The organism is Microbispora sp. NBC_01389, from assembly GCF_045040095.1.
GTDB lineage: Bacteria > Actinomycetota > Actinomycetes > Streptosporangiales > Streptosporangiaceae > Microbispora.
Map to the genome: position 1 here is coordinate 5672483 of NZ_CP109552.1, position 14144 is coordinate 5686626.

Genomic DNA, 14144 nt, shown 5'->3' on the forward strand with positions numbered 1-14144 from the left:
GGCGGGCGTGCGGCGTCCTGCCGGGTGTCGCCGCCTCGTCGCCGCCGGGCGGCGCTGAAAGTTTCACGGTTGGCCCGCTCGGTGGGCAACCCTTTTCCGGGCTGGCCGCCCGGCCGGCCGCGAGGCATCCTCCCGGGCACCCGCCTCACCGCCGCACTGCTCGGCGGGCAATCCTTTTCCGCGCCGTGCGGCCCGGCCGCTGATCCGCCCCTGCTGATCACCCGCCGGGTGCCCCTCTGCCCCGAGACCGGCCACCGCCGCGCCGCCGGCGATGGCCATCCGGAGCGGGCGGCCCCTGCTGTTCGCGGTGATGCTTCGTACGCGACCGGTCAGGACGCGGGCGCGGCGGTCTCCAGTTCGTGGACGCGCGGGTCGCCCTTGTCGGCGAAGTAGTCCTCCGGCCGGGTCCCGTCGGGGCCGTCGGCGCTCCTGAGCGCGCGGGCCACGAGGGTCCCGAGCACGGCGGCGACCAGGTTGACGACCAGCGCGAGGAACCCGGCGTAGATCGTGATCTTGGTGTCGAAGCCGAGCTTCTCCAGCGGGAAGGCCGAGCCGCCGAAGTGCTCGTGCTTGGTGGCGGGGTTGGCGATGGTGGAGAGCAGCAGCATCCCGGCCGCCATGCCCGCGGCCCAGCCCGCGATCAGGCCGCCGCGGTGGAACCAGCGGGTGTAGAGGCCGAGACCCACCGACGGCAGGGTCTGCAGGATGATCACACCGCCGATCAGCTGGAGGTCGATCGAGAACTGCGGGTCGATGCCCAGGATGACCAGCACCGCGCCGACCTTCACGACCAGCGACGCGATCTTGCTGACCCTGGCCTCCTGCGCCGGGGTGGCGTCCCGGTTGAGGTACTCCCGGTAGATGTTGCGGGCGAACAGGTTGGCCGCCGCGATCGACATGATGGCGGCGGGCACGAGCGCGCCGATGCCGATGGCCGCGAACGCCACCCCCGCGAACCAGTCGGGGAACAGCTTGTCGAACAGCTGTGGCGTGATCGTGTTGTTGTCCTTGCCGATCGGCGCGACCCCGGCCGCGATCGCCATGTAGCCGAGCAGCGCGATCAGGCCGAGCAGCAGGCTGTAGGCCGGCAGGGCCGACATGTTCCGCTTGATCACGTTCCGGTCGCGGGAGGCGAGGATCCCGGTGACGCTGTGGGGATAGAGGAACAGCGCCAGCGCCGAGCCGAGGGCCAGCGTGACGTACTGCAGCTGGTTGTTGGCGTTGAGCGTGATGCCGTCGCTGGGCGCGGGGGTCGCGTCGAACTTCGCCCTGGCGGCGTCGAAGACCGACGCCCAGCCGCCCAGCTTCGCCGGGATGTAGACGATCGCGACCAGGATCACCAGGTAGATCAGCGAGTCCTTGACGAACGCGATCAGCGCGGGCGCCCGCAGCCCGGACTGATAGGTGTAGGCCGCGAGGATCGCGAACGCGATGACCAGCGGCAGATCGCCGGTCACGCCCATCGTCTTCAGCACCGCCTCGATGCCGATGAGCTGCAGCGCGATGTACGGCATCGTCGCGACGATGCCGGTGATCGCGACCAGCAGGGCCAGCGTGGGGGAGCCGAAGCGGACCCGGACGAAATCGGCCGGGGTGACGAGGTTGTGCACGTGCGAGACCGACCACAGCCGCACCAGCACGAGCATCACCATGGGATACACGATCACGGTGTACGGCACGGCGTAGAACCCCATGGCGCCGGCGCCGAAGATCAGGGCGGGTACGGCCACGAACGTGTAGGCCGTGTAGAGGTCGCCGCCGACCAGGAACCAGGTGATCCAGCCGCCGAAGCCGCGCCCGCCGAGGCCCCACTCGTTCAGGTTCGCGAGGTCGTCGGGGCGGCGCCAGCGCGCGGCCACGAAGCCCAGGCCGCTGACGAGCAGGAAGAGGACCGTGAAGATGACGATCTCGGTGGTCTTCACCGGTTCCTCCTCGTCGCGCGGTGGACGAGGGTGGTCGTGGTGACGCCGAGCACGATGAAGGCGAGTTGCAGCCAGTAGAACAGCGGGATGCCGAACAGGCGTGGTTCCACGGCGTTGAACAGGGGCGGCAGGAGCGGGATCGCGATGGGGAGCAGCAACAGCCAGTTCAGCGGGCTGCGGTCGCCGGTGGGGGCGCCGCTGCGACCATCGCGGCGATCGGGAGTCGTCAAGACGTTCTCCTATCGGACGACGTTCTTCTCTCGGACGGCGTTCTTCTCTCGGACGGCGTTCTCCGGTCGGACGGCGTTCTCCGGTCGGACACGGACCAGGGGTGCACGGCGGATCCCCGCGACGGCCGGTCACGGGGATCAGCGGGACGGTTACTCCGCGGCAGATTAGGGACGCGCGAGTCACAGGGGGGATCACCGATCGGCGAACGGTCGTGTCGGCGCGCCCAGTGACAGCCGGTCAGGCGCGTCGTCAGGAGAGGCGGTCGGGAGGTGTGGTCGGGAGGTGTGGTCGGGAGGTGTGGTCAGGTGGGGGTGACGGCGGGGAGGATCACCGCCGAGGGGTGGGCGGGGTCGTGCAGCACCTCCTGGTCGGAGGCGACCATCGTGCTGCCGGCGGTGAGCGGCGCCCCCGTGCCGGGGTTGCGGGCGATGCGCGGATAGGCCCCGCTCGCCACCTGCACCCGGATCCGGTGCCCCCGGCGGAACCGGTGGCCCATCGGCCACAGGTCGATCTCCACCCGCCGCACGCCGTCCTCGTCGCCGCGGTCGGCGGGGGTCAGGCGCCGCACGCCCTCGCAGACGTTCATCGACGCGCCGCCGGGATGGACGTCGCACACCCGTACGACGAAGTCCGTGTGCTCCCTGCCGGTGCGGACGAACAGCTCGGCGGTCACCGGGCCGATCATCTCGGTGTCCCGGCCGAGCGGGCCGGAGGTGTAGACGAGCACGTCCCGCCGGGCCTCCAGCCGCCGGTTGTCCCTGGGCTCGGAGTTGCCGATCAGCACCGGGCCGCCGATCACCGGCGTGGGGTGCGCCGGGTCGTAGCGGTAGCGGTCCGGCTCGCCGCCCGCCGGGTTCGCGGTGGACAGGGCGAAATCCGGCTGCAGGTGCCAGCGCTCGGGCCGCATGCCCGGCGGCGGCCAGTCCGGCTCGTCCCGCCACTCACCGGCGCCGGTGACGTACAGCCGGACAGGGGAGGGGCGCAGCCCCGACGGGTCGCCGAGCAGATGGGCGCGGAACCAGGCGAGCGCGTCGGCGTTGGCCGCCCGCCCGTGCCGGATGTCGGCGTGATACCACGGCCCGATCGTCAGGTGCGGCCGCCGCCCGGCCGCCCGCAGCGCCGCGTAGTCCTTGAGCTGCCAGGGCAGGAACACGTCGTACCAGCCGCCGGTCATCGTGATCTCCGCGCCGACCTCGCCCACCGACGCCGAGAAGTCCCTCTTGTCCCAGTAGGCGCAGAGGGCCTCGCCGTGATGGGCCAGCAGCTCCCGGAAGAACGGCAGCGGGCGGCCCGCCGACAGCAGGTCGAGCTCTGGCAGCGGGTGGCCCGCCAGGGCCGACAGCACGGCCCGCCGCGTGCGCCGGGGCGCGACGAACGCGGCCGCGCCGCCCAGCCTGCCCTCCAGGTGGGCGGTGAGTGTCGTCCAGATCAGGGTGGACTCCAGGGCGAACGATCCCCCGACGTACGCCGCGTCGCGGAAGCACGAGGCGGTGACCTGGACGGCCATCGCCCGCAGGTCCGGCGCGTCGGCGGCGATGGCCCACTGCGTGTACCCGAGGTAGGAGGGCCCGTGCATGGCGAACGAGCCGCCGTACCACGACTGCGCCCGCATCCACTCGACCGTCGCCAGCCCGTCCGCCTGCTCGTGGACGAGGGGGTCGAGCACGCCGCCGGAGCCGAAGCCGCCCCGGCAGCTCTGCAGCAGGACCTGGAAGCCGTGCCGGGCGAAGGTCCAGCCGTACATCCAGCCGACCACCCCGGCCCGCCCGTACGGCGTGCGGATCAGGATCGTCGGCGGCCGGCCGGAGCCGACCGGGGCGTAGTGGTCGGCCAGCAGGGTCACGCCGTCCGGCATCGGCACGGGCACGTCGCGGCGGACCCGGACCCGCAGGCCGGGCGGCCCGTACGGGTCTCCGGGAGCGCGGCGGCCCACCGGTGTCCGCACCGGCACTCTGACCGGCGCTCTGACCGGAACCCGGACCATGCCGACCTCCCTCCCCGGCCGAGCCGAGAGCGGGTTTCCTGCTCAGTAACAGAATATCTATCCGGTAGCCGTGCTTCCAGCCACGTCGCGTTGCATGATCGCGGTCCGCGCCGCTACGCTTTTCCCATGCGAACTTCTGCACCCTCCCAGTGGTGGCGCCGCTAGCTGGCGGCGTTTTCGCATTCTTCGCATCGAGGAGACCGGCCGCCCCGTGAGTGGCGGCCTTCTGTATGTCCGCCCCGGGGCATACGAAAAAAGGGGCGTGGACAGTGGAGATCAGCGGATATACCACCGCGGGCGGCATCGCGGTCGAGCGAACCGTGCGCGAGGTGCCCGAGGAGGCGCTGGAGGAGATCATCACGTCGCTCGCCGAGCGGCGCGGCGGAGCCTTCTCCTCCGGCATGGACTACCCCGGGCGCTACAGCCGATGGGCCTTCGGCTATGCGGACCCCTGCCTGGAGATCGTCGCGCGGGGGCGCCGGATCTCCGCGCGGGCGCTCAACGAGCGCGGCCAGGTCGTGCTGCCCGTGGTCGCCTCCTGCCTGCTGGCGGCGGGCAAGCCGGTGTCGGAGCCGACGCCCGGCTTCGTCGAGGTGCACGTCCCCGAGTCGGAGGACCTGCTCCCGGAGGAGATGCGCAGCCGCCGGCCCACCGTCTTCACCGCCATTCGCGAGGTCATCGCCGCCTTCCGCGGCGACGACCCGCACCTCGGCCTGTACGGCGCCTTCGGCTACGACCTCGCCTTCCAGTTCGAGCCGATCCGCTACCGCCTCACCCGCCCGGGTGATCAGCGCGACCTGGTGCTCCATCTCCCGGACCGGCTCGTCGTGATCGACCGGGTCCGCGAGAGCACCATGGAGTACCGCTACGAGTTCACCGTGGACGGCGCCTCCACCCACGGCATGGAGCGCTCCGGCGAGACGACGCCCCTCGTCACGCCCGGCGCGGTCCCGCCCGACCCGGTCCTGGGCACCTACTCCCGCGTCGTCGCCGAGGCCAAGGAGAGGTTCCGGCGCGGCGACCTGTTCGAGGTCGTCCCCGGCCAGGTCTTCCACTCGGTCTGCACCGATCCCGCCGCCTTCTACCGGTCCCTGCGCACCGCCAACCCCGCGCCGTACGAGTTCCTGCTGAACCTCGGCGACGGAGAGCACCTCGTCGGCGCCTCGCCCGAGATGTACGTTCGGGTGACCGGCGACCGGATCGAGACCTGCCCGATCTCCGGCACCATCGCGCGCGGGGCCGACCCGGTCGAGGACGCCGAGGCGATCCGCACCCTCCTGTCCAGCGTGAAGGAGGAGTCGGAGCTGACCATGTGCACGGACGTGGACCGCAACGACAAGTCGCGCATCTGCGTTCCCGGCAGCGTCCGGGTGATCGGCCGCCGGCAGATCGAGATGTACTCCCGGCTGATCCACACCGTCGACCACATCGAGGGCCGCCTCCGCCCCGAGTTCGACGCGCTCGACGCGTTCCTCACCCACATGTGGGCGGTCACGGTCACCGGCGCCCCCAAGACGTGGGCCATGCAGTTCATCGAGGACCACGAGGAGACCACCCGGCGCTGGTACGGCGGGGCGGTCGGCTTCATCGGTTTCGACGGCTCGATGAACACCGGCCTGACCCTGCGCACCGCGCAGATCCGCGACGGCGTGGCCACCGTGCGCGCTGGGGCCACGCTGCTCTACGACTCCGACCCCGAGGCCGAGGAGCGGGAGACCGAGCTCAAGGCCAGCGCCCTGCTCGGCGCGCTCGCCGCAGCCACCCGCCCGCGGGAGGACGCCCCGGCGGCGCCCCCCGCCGACCTGCCGGGGGAGGGCCACCGGGTGCTGATCGTCGACCACGAGGACTCCTTCGTCAACACGCTCGCCGACTACTTCCGGCAGCAGGGCGCGTCGGTGGTCACGCTGCGGCACGGCTTCCCGATGGAGAAGCTCGACGAGATCGCGCCCACGCTCGTGGTGCTGTCGCCCGGCCCCGGCTGGCCGTCCGACTTCGGCTGCGCCGCCCTGCTGGAGGCGCTGTACGCCCGGAGGCTGCCGGTCTTCGGGGTGTGCCTCGGCCTGCAGGCGATGGTCGAGCAGGCCGGCGGCACGCTGGAGCTGCTGCCGTACCCCGAGCACGGCAAGCGCGGGCGGGTCCGGCGCGAGGGCGACAGCGCGCTGCTCGACGGCCTGCCCGGCGAGTTCGTCGCGGCCCGCTACCACTCCCTGCACGCCAAGGAGCCGGGGGTCACCGGCTTCCGCGTCACGGCGTTCACGCCGGACGGCGCGGCGATGGCCGTGGAGGACACCGAGAACCTGCGCTTCGGCGTCCAGTTCCACCCTGAGTCGATCCTGACTACCGAGGGCCGCGCGGGCGCGCGGATCATCGCCAACGTGCTGCGTCTCTGCGCCCGGTAGACGGCGGGTAAAGAGCCGTCCTCGGGCGGCGCCGGTGCGGCGGGGGAGCCGTAGAGTCCTCTGCCGTGCCGGAGACGCGACCCGATGCCCCGCCGCTTCCCGCGGACCCGTTGCTTTTCGGGGACCCGCTGCCCGTGCCCGTGCCCGACACGGTGCGCGCGGCCCTGCTCGCGCCGATGGTCGACCAGCACTGCCACGGCGTGCGGCGCGACGACCCGCCGCGTTCGGGGTTCGAGCAGCTGGTCGCCGAGGGCGGCGCGCCCGCGCCGCCCGGGACCACCCACTTCGACACCCCGGCGGGCGCGGCCATCCGGCGCTGGTGCGCGCCGGTCCTCGGCCTGGAACCGCACGCGTCGGCCGCGGTGTACCTGTCCCGCCGCACCGAGCTCGGCGCCGTCGAGGTCAACCGGCGGCTGCTGCGCGGCGCCGGCGTCTCGGCCTTCCTGGTGGACACCGGCCCGGAGGCCCCCGACCTGCTCGGCCCCGCCGAGATGGGGCGGCTCGGCGGTGCCGCCGCCGACGAGATCGTCCGGCTGGAGCAGGTCGAGCGGGACGTCGCCGAGGCGGGCCTGCCCGCCGTCGACTACGCGGGCGCGCTGCGGGACGAGCTCACGGCCCGCGCGGCCCGCGCCGCCGGGCTGAAGACGCTCGCCGCGCACCGCCGCTGGCCCGGGTCCGACCCGTCCCGGCCCTCCCGCGGCAGTGTGATCGCCGCGGCCGGCCGCAGGCTCGCCGACCCCAAGGCCCACCTGGCCGACCCGGTCCTCGTACGGCACCTGCTGTGGGCCGCCGCCGACGTGGCCAGGGAGCGGAGCCTGCCGATCCAGATCCACACGTCCGACCCGGCGGGGCTCACGGGGTTCGTCCGCGCCCTCGCCCCGCTCGGCGTGCCGGTCGTGCTGGTGCACTGCTATCCCCACCACCGCCAGGCGGCGTACCTCGCGAGCGTCTTCCCGCACGTCTACGTGGACGCCGGGCTCGCCGTGGCGCTCACCGGGGCGGGCTCGGCCCACATCCTGCGCGAGCTGCTGGAGCTCGCGCCGTTCCACAAGCAGATGTACGGCTCCGGCTGCCACGGCGCCGCCGAGCTGTGTTATCTGGCCGCCCTCTATCACCGCCGCGGCCTGGCCCGGCTGCTGGCCGGCCGGATCGCCGACGGCGAGTGGAGCGTCTCCGACGCGGCCCGGATCGCCCACATGATCGGCTCGGCCAACGCCCGCCGCGTCTACCGCCTCTGAACCGAATCTACAAGGTAAAGGCGTCGGTTCCGGGTCCCACCCCCGAGTCGCGATCGTGGGGCCTGAGCTGGTTTGCTTGGACCCGTCACAACCGGCACCGACTCAACGGGGATCTGAATGCGCAGCGTCGAGCCCGAGGTCTTCCTCGTCGCCAAGCCGTCCGTCGACTACGACGAGCTGGCCCGCTATCTGCGGGAGGTCGGCGGGGAGAGCTGGCTGGAGCGGCTGGAGCGCGGCGAGTTCGACGCGCAGGACCTCGCCGAGTTCGCCGGCCGGCTGTGCTACCGCTCCTTCGAGCCAGGGCTGAACCCCAACGTGGTGCGGGTCCGCGCCGACCAGGAGGCGTACCTGCGCAACATCCTCGCCAGCGCGCACGGCAGCGTCCTGGAGCACGCCAGCTTCAGCTTCGTGCTGCACAACGTCTCGCGCGTGATGACTCACGAGCTGGTCCGGCACCGGCCGGGGGTGGCGATCTCGCAGGAGTCGCTGCGCTTCGTCCGGCTGAACGACCTGCCGTTCTGGTTCCCCGAGTGGGCGCGCGAGGACGCCGAGCTGATGAAGCGGGCGACCGAGATGCTCGACCGGATGGAGGAGTTCCAGAACTGGATGTCCGCCCACTTCGGGCTGGACGCCGACGGCGTGCCGTTCTCCGAGAAGAAGCACCGCACCTCGTTCATGCGGCGCTTCGCCCCCGAGGGCGTCGCGACGGGCCTGGTCTGGACGGCCAACATGCGCACGCTGCGCCACACGATCGAGTCCCGTACGGCCGCCGGGGCGGAGGAGGAGATCCGCCTCGTGTTCAACCACATCGGGGAGATCATGCGGGCGGAGGCCCCGGCGTTGTTCGGTGACTACACGGTCGAGGACGGCGCCTGGATCCCCGGCTACCGCAAGGTCTGAGCGGCCGTCCCAAGGGTGGCCGTCCCGGGAGTCACAGCACGGCGGCCCGCACGCACAGGACGTCGGGCAGGTGGCGGGCGATCAGCGTCCAGGTCTCGCCCGCGTCGGCGGAGCCGTACACCTCGCCGTCCCGGGTGCCGAAGAACACCCCGGCGGGCCCGGCGGTCAGGGCGTCCCTGAGCACGGTGGCGTGCGCCGGGCCCTCGGGCAGGCCCTCCGAGAAGCCCTGCCAGGTGGCTCCCGCGTCGTCGCTGCGGAACACCCGGCACCGGTGGCCGACGGGGGTGCGGTCGAGGTCGCCGTGCAGCGGGAAGACGTACAGCCGGTCGGGGTCGTCCGCACCGACCGCGATCGGGAAGCCGAAGTCGGAGGGCAGCCCGGCGCCGATCTCCGTCCAGGAGCCGCCGAAGTCGTCGGAGCGGTAGACGCCGAAGTGGTGCTGGAGGTAGAGCCGCTCGGGCCGTGCGGGATGCTGGGCCACCTTGTGCACGCACTGCCCGAACTCGGGATACTGCGCTTCCTCCGGCAGGAAGGGCGCGCGGATGTCGGAGTTGGACGGCCGCCAGGTGGCCCCGGCGTCGTCGCTGCGGAAGAAGCCGACGGCGGAGGCGGCGACACCGAGCCGGCCGGGATCGGTGGGGTGCGCGATCACCGTGTGCAGGCACAGCCCGCCGCCGCCCGCCTGCCACCGAGGGCGGGTGGGGTGGTCCCACAGGCCCTCGACCAGCGTGTAGGTGGCCCCGCCGTCCTCCGAGCGGAAAAGCGCGGCCGGCTCGGCGCCCGCCCACACCACTCCCGGCTCGGCCGGCGACGGCTGGAGCTGCCACACCCGGGCGAGTGCGGCCCCCGTGCGCTCGGGGAAGGCGACCGGCGGGGTGGCCGCCTCCTGCCACGTGTCGCCGAGGTCGTCCGACCACAGGACGGACGGCCCGAAGTGGCCGTACTCGATCCCGGCCAGGATCCGGGGCGCCGGCCCGCGCGTGTCGACGGCGAGGGAGGGGACGCCGATGGTCGAGAAGCGCACGGGGTCGACCTCGAACGGCCCCCCGTTCGAGGAGTGTGCCAGGAACAATCCTTTTCGGGTGCCGATCGCTAGTAGTGTGGGCATGCGCCCTCCCTGTCCGGATATCGATCACGTTTTCGATTCGAATCCTGCCAGGAATCGGTCCGGCGTGCTCGCCGTTTCGGTCGGGTCCCTCCAGTCGCGGTCCCGCTCCGGATCGGTGTCGCGGTGGATCCGCGCGAACGGCACCCCCGAGCACCGCAGGCGACGTACGGTCTCGTCCACCATGGGGGGCGGGCCGCAGACGTACACCTCGTGCCCGGCCCAGGAGGGGAACGCGTCCACGACGTCGGGGAGCCGGCCGCGCAGCCCCCGGTAGGCGGGGTCGTCCGAGACCACCGGCAGCACCCGCAGCCAGGGGAAGCCCGCCGCCATCCGCGCCAGGTCGGGCATGTCGTACAGGTCGCCCGCGTGCCGTACCCCGAACAGCAGGTGGATGTTGGGGCGGCGGCCGGAGGCGATGACGTGCTCCATGACGGCCTTGAGCGGCGCGAGCCCGGTGCCGCCGGCGACGCACAGGATGTCGCGGTCCGACTCGGGCGGCGCCATGGCGCCCGCGGGCGGGCCGAGCAGCAGCTGGTCGCCGGGGCGGGTGTGGCGCACCAGGGCCGAGCTCACCCAGCCGCCGGGCACGGCCCGCACGTGCAGGCGCAGCGTGCCGTCCGCGCGGGGGGCGTTGCCGATGGAGAAGCGCCGCCACACCCGCGGCCATCTGGCGGTCTGCACCGTGACGTGCTGCCCGGGGACGAAGTCCATCGGCTGCGACGGCCGGAGGGTGAGGACCGCGAGGTCGCGGCAGCGCGGCTCGTGGCCGATCACCTCCGCCAGCCACCACGGGGGAGTGGTCTCCGCCGCGGCCGCGTCCGTGATGATCCGCGAGGCCATGGCGTACGCCTCGGTCCAGGCGGCCTCGGTCTCCTCGGTCCAGATCCGCGCGGCGAAGCGCCTCATGGTGGCGAGCAGGGCGGCGCCGGCGGCCGTGTGGTGCTCGGGGGAGAAGCCGTGCCTGCGCTGGTCGCGGCCCAGCCGGGCGAGATAGGGCGTCAGCCTCTCGGGGCTGTCGAGCTCCCGGACGACCCTCCGGAGAACGTCGAAGAGCCGGCCGCGCGGCGCCGCCATGTCCGGCGGGAACATCCCGCGCAGGCTGGGGCAGTGCGCGAACAGCAGTCCGTAGAAGTACGCGGCGGCCCGCCCCGCGACGGGTTCGACGAGCGCGAAGCTTTCCTTGATCAGGCGCGTGTTCGGCGACATCGGTTGTGTCCCACCCTAGGGACCGGAAGCGTGCTCCGGTCTGTCGATCCACCTCCCTGACGGCTCCGGGTGACGAGCGCCGGAGGCCCCGGCCCGACCGGGCGCTCACTGCGGAGTGTTCCACTCACTCCGGTGCGTCACAACCGATTCACGGCACAGCGACCAGCTGTGAACGCTTCGTTATTTTTCGTAATCCTTCCCTTGTGACTGGTGTGACTGGTGAGGTTACTGATCAAAAAATCGACAAACAGGAAAGAAGCTGCGCCATGATGGGCCCAGCCCCGCCCATGAACCATCAGGAGTCGCCATGGCGCGTCCGATCGTCGGCATCACCACCTACCTTGAGGCCGCGCGCTGGGGGACGTGGGTCCGTGAGGCCGCGGTGTCGCCGCACGCGTACGCGCGTGCGGTCGAGAAGGCGGGCGGCGCGCCCGTCCTGCTGCCGCCGGTGAGCCCGGTGTCCGCCGGCGACCACGCGCGCCGCGTCGACGCCGTCATCCTCGCCGGCGGCGTCGACGTCGACCCCGCGCTGTACGGCGAGGGGCCCGCCGCCGAGGCGGACGACGGCGACGCGCTCGCCGCGCCGCAGCCGCACCGCGACCGGTTCGAGGTGGCGCTCGCCCAGGCGGCGGTGGAGGCCGACGTGCCGCTGCTCGGGATCTCGCGCGGCATGCACGTCCTCAACGTGGCGCAGGGCGGCACTCTGATCACCTCCCTGCCCGCGGCCGTGGGCCACGACCGGCACGCGACCGCGAGGCACGTCGTGACCATCAGCGTGACGAGCCGGCTGGGCAAGGCGGTCGGCGACCGCGCCGAGGTGACCGGCGCGCACGGCCGGGCCGTACGGCGTCTCGGCACCGGCCTGCTCGCCGTGGCCTGGGCGGACGACCAGATCGTCGAGGGCGTCGAACTCCAGGGCCACCGTTTCGCCGTCGGCGTCCAGTGGCACCCCGAGCGCGGCGCGGACAACCGCCTCATCGAGGCTCTGGTGGACGCCGCCCGTCCCTGACTACTGTTCGGGAATGGCGTTGCATCCCCAGGCCGCGGCCTACCTCGCGCTGTTCCCCTCCGACCTCGGCGCCGACCTCGCCTCCCTCACCCGCGAGCGGATCGCCGAAATGCGGACGGCGGACGGGGTGGCCGAGCAGCGCGGGCCGGGGATCGGCCTGCCGGTGGTCAGGGACGAGACGGCGGCCGGGGTCCCGGTCCGGATCTACCGCCCGGAGCCCGGCGGGCACCCGCTGCCGGTGCTCGTCTACTTCCACGGCGGCGGCTGGGTCTTCGGCAGCGTCGAGCGCAACGACGCCCTCGCGCGGGATCTCGCCGCGCGCACCGGCGCCGTGGTGGTCTCCGTGGACTACCGCCTCGCGCCCGAGCATCCGTTCCCGGCGGCGGCCGACGACGCCTTCGCGGTGGTCCGCGACGTACACGACCGGCCTGGCTTCTACGGCGGCGACGCCGGCCGGGTCGCGGTCGTCGGCGACAGCGCCGGCGGCAACCTCGCGGCGGTGGCCGCGTGGCTCGCCCGGGACGCGGGCCTCCGTCTCCGCCACCAGGTGCTGATCTATCCGATCGCCGACGTCGCCGGCGACACGCCCAGCTACCGGGCGAACGAGAAGGGGTTCGGGCTGGAAGCCGCGGAGATGAGGTGGTTCGTCGAGCAGTACGCGGGCGGCGCCGATCCGCGCGACCCCCGTCTGGCGCCGCTCCACCTGCCGGACAAGTCGGGCCTCGCGCCCGCGACGGTGATCACGGCCGAGTACGACCCGCTGCGCGACGAGGGCGCCGCCTACGCGCGGGCGCTCGCGGAGGCCGGTGTGCCGGTGGAGCACCGGTGCTTCGAGGGCGCGCTGCACGGCTTCCTCGGCCTGCCCGGGTTCTTCGACCAGGCGGTCGAGGGCCGCGACCTCCTCACCGCGCGCCTCAAGGAGGCGTTCGCCTGACCCGCGCCCCCGCGAGCGCTCAGAAGCTTCTCGGCAGGCCGAGGACCTGGGTGGCCAGGTGGTTCAGCAGCAGTTCCTCGGTGACCGGGGCGATCCTGCCGATCCTGGCGTCGGCGAGCAGCCGGGCAACGGGATACTCCAGGGAGTAGGCCATGCCGCCGTGGGTCTGGAACGCGGCGTCCGCCGCCTCCCACGCGGCCCGCGAGGCGGCCAGCTTGGCGATGTTGGCCTCGGTGCCGCAGGGCAGCCCGTTGTCGAAGGACCAGGCCGCCTTGTACAGCATCAGCCTGGCCAGCTCGATCTCGGCCTTGACCCGCGCCAGCGGGAACGCGACCGCCTGGTTGGCGCCGATCGGGCGGCCGAAGACCTCCCGCTGCTTCGCGTAGTCCACCCCCACCCGCAACGCCACCTCGGCCGCGCCGAGCGCGCTCGCGGCCAGCAGGATCCGCTCGGGGTTCAGCACGTCCCACAGCACCGCGACGCCCCGGTCCACCTCGCCGAGCACGCTGGACGCGGGCAGCCGCAGGTCGTCGATGAAAACCATGTTGGACGGCGTGGTGTTCGCGCCCATCTTGGGGATGGGCCGGTAGGTCAGGCTGCCCGCCCGCACCGCCTCGGGCACGTCGACCAGGAACACCGTCAGCCCGTCGGTGCGGGGCCGGGCCCGCTCCGCCGGGATCGTCCGGGTGACCAGCAGCATCCGGGCGGCCCGCTGCACCCCGGTGATCCACACCTTCTGGCCGTTGACCACGAAGTCCGGGCCGTCGCGCCGGGCGAAGGTCGAGATCGCCAGGGAGTTGGACCCGGCGTCCGGCTCGGTCAGCGCGAAGCACGTCTCCATCTCCCCCGTCGCCAGCTTCGGCAGCAGGGCGGCCCGCTGCCCGGCCGAGCCGTGCCTGGCCAGCGTGAGCGCCCCGAACCCCGGCGTCAGCACGTACATGAACGCCGAGCCCCCGGCCGAGCCCGAGGCCGACAGGGTCTCGGTGGCCACCGCGAGTTCGAGCAGGCCCTGGCCCGCCCCGCCGTATTCCTCCGGGACGGCCAGGCCGAGCCAGCCGCCCTTGGCGAGATCCGCCCACACCTCCTCCGGCCAGCGCTTCTCCGTCTCGCAGCGCTGCCAGTAGGCCATGTCGTACCGCGCGCAGACGTCCGCGACGCCGCGCCGCACCGCCTGCGCGCTCTCCGGCAGGGTGAAGTCCATGCCGTCACTGTA

At 72.9% G+C, this 14144-nt stretch carries 11 protein-coding genes; 5 read left to right on the top strand and 6 right to left on the bottom strand.

The window, feature by feature from the left end:
* Positions 1-329: 329 nt before the first annotated feature.
* The 3 genes from mctP to OG344_RS25015 all read right to left on the bottom strand — a co-directional run bounded on the left by mctP (position 330) and on the right by OG344_RS25015 (position 4137).
* Positions 330-1922, bottom strand: coding sequence for a monocarboxylate uptake permease MctP (mctP, locus tag OG344_RS25005; protein WP_405085171.1), 1593 nt, complete (start codon positions 1920-1922; stop codon positions 330-332).
* The gene (locus OG344_RS25010; protein ID WP_405085172.1) at positions 1919-2152 is read right to left on the bottom strand and encodes a DUF3311 domain-containing protein; all 234 of its coding nucleotides are present in this window, start codon (positions 2150-2152) and stop codon (positions 1919-1921) included. The genes mctP and OG344_RS25010 overlap by 4 nt, the downstream gene beginning before the upstream one ends.
* 302 nt (positions 2153-2454) lie before the next feature.
* Positions 2455-4137: a CocE/NonD family hydrolase gene (locus OG344_RS25015; protein WP_405085173.1), complete on the bottom strand. Its 1683-nt coding sequence runs from the start codon at positions 4135-4137 to the stop codon at positions 2455-2457.
* 230 nt (positions 4138-4367) lie between these two features.
* Here OG344_RS25015 and OG344_RS25020 point away from each other — a divergent pair, with 230 nt between their 5' ends.
* From OG344_RS25020 to thyX, 3 genes are all read left to right on the top strand, one after another.
* Positions 4368-6536 (top strand): anthranilate synthase component I, encoded by a 2169-nt coding sequence (locus tag OG344_RS25020; RefSeq protein WP_405085174.1) that lies wholly within the window; start codon positions 4368-4370, stop codon positions 6534-6536.
* A gap of 65 nt (positions 6537-6601) precedes the next feature.
* On the top strand, positions 6602-7774 hold the full coding sequence (locus OG344_RS25025) for an amidohydrolase (protein ID WP_405085175.1): 1173 nt from the start codon (positions 6602-6604) through the stop codon (positions 7772-7774).
* A gap of 117 nt (positions 7775-7891) precedes the next feature.
* Entirely contained in the window at positions 7892-8674 is a 783-nt protein-coding gene (gene thyX, locus OG344_RS25030; RefSeq protein WP_405085176.1) for an FAD-dependent thymidylate synthase, read from the top strand.
* A gap of 31 nt (positions 8675-8705) precedes the next feature.
* Here thyX and OG344_RS25035 read toward each other — a convergent pair whose 3' ends face one another.
* Together OG344_RS25035 and OG344_RS25040 are read right to left on the bottom strand one after the other, a co-directional pair.
* Positions 8706-9782, bottom strand: a complete 1077-nt coding sequence (locus OG344_RS25035) for a WD40/YVTN/BNR-like repeat-containing protein (protein ID WP_405085177.1) — start codon at positions 9780-9782, stop codon at positions 8706-8708.
* Between the two features lie 24 nt (positions 9783-9806).
* Complete coding sequence (locus tag OG344_RS25040) at positions 9807-10988, bottom strand: FAD-binding oxidoreductase (RefSeq protein ID WP_405085178.1); 1182 nt, start codon at positions 10986-10988, stop codon at positions 9807-9809.
* Between the two features lie 307 nt (positions 10989-11295).
* On the opposite strand from OG344_RS25040, the gene OG344_RS25045 reads away from it, so the two are divergent.
* Both OG344_RS25045 and OG344_RS25050 read left to right on the top strand, forming a co-directional pair.
* Positions 11296-11997: a gamma-glutamyl-gamma-aminobutyrate hydrolase family protein gene (locus tag OG344_RS25045; protein WP_327045728.1), complete on the top strand. Its 702-nt coding sequence runs from the start codon at positions 11296-11298 to the stop codon at positions 11995-11997.
* Positions 11998-12010: 13 nt separating this feature from the next.
* Positions 12011-12931 (top strand): alpha/beta hydrolase, encoded by a 921-nt coding sequence (locus tag OG344_RS25050; RefSeq protein WP_405085179.1) that lies wholly within the window; start codon positions 12011-12013, stop codon positions 12929-12931.
* A 19-nt stretch (positions 12932-12950) separates the two neighbouring features.
* On the opposite strand, the gene OG344_RS25055 is transcribed toward OG344_RS25050, so the two are convergent.
* Positions 12951-14132: an acyl-CoA dehydrogenase family protein gene (locus OG344_RS25055; protein WP_405085180.1), complete on the bottom strand. Its 1182-nt coding sequence runs from the start codon at positions 14130-14132 to the stop codon at positions 12951-12953.
* Positions 14133-14144 lie beyond the last annotated feature (12 nt).

Excerpts from the sequence above, each read along its gene's own strand:
- OG344_RS25015 (WP_405085173.1), bottom strand. The coding sequence starts at position 4,137 with ATGGTCCGGGTTCCGGTCAGAGCGCCGGTCAGAGTGCCGGTGCGGACA.
- OG344_RS25020 (WP_405085174.1), top strand. The coding sequence starts at position 4,368 with ATGTCCGCCCCGGGGCATACGAAAAAAGGGGCGTGGACAGTGGAGATC.
- thyX (WP_405085176.1), top strand. The coding sequence starts at position 7,892 with ATGCGCAGCGTCGAGCCCGAGGTCTTCCTCGTCGCCAAGCCGTCCGTC.
- OG344_RS25035 (WP_405085177.1), bottom strand. The coding sequence starts at position 9,782 with ATGCCCACACTACTAGCGATCGGCACCCGAAAAGGATTGTTCCTGGCA.
- OG344_RS25040 (WP_405085178.1), bottom strand. The coding sequence starts at position 10,988 with ATGTCGCCGAACACGCGCCTGATCAAGGAAAGCTTCGCGCTCGTCGAA.
- OG344_RS25045 (WP_327045728.1), top strand. The coding sequence starts at position 11,296 with ATGGCGCGTCCGATCGTCGGCATCACCACCTACCTTGAGGCCGCGCGC.
- OG344_RS25050 (WP_405085179.1), top strand. The coding sequence starts at position 12,011 with ATGGCGTTGCATCCCCAGGCCGCGGCCTACCTCGCGCTGTTCCCCTCC.
- OG344_RS25055 (WP_405085180.1), bottom strand. The coding sequence starts at position 14,132 with ATGGACTTCACCCTGCCGGAGAGCGCGCAGGCGGTGCGGCGCGGCGTC.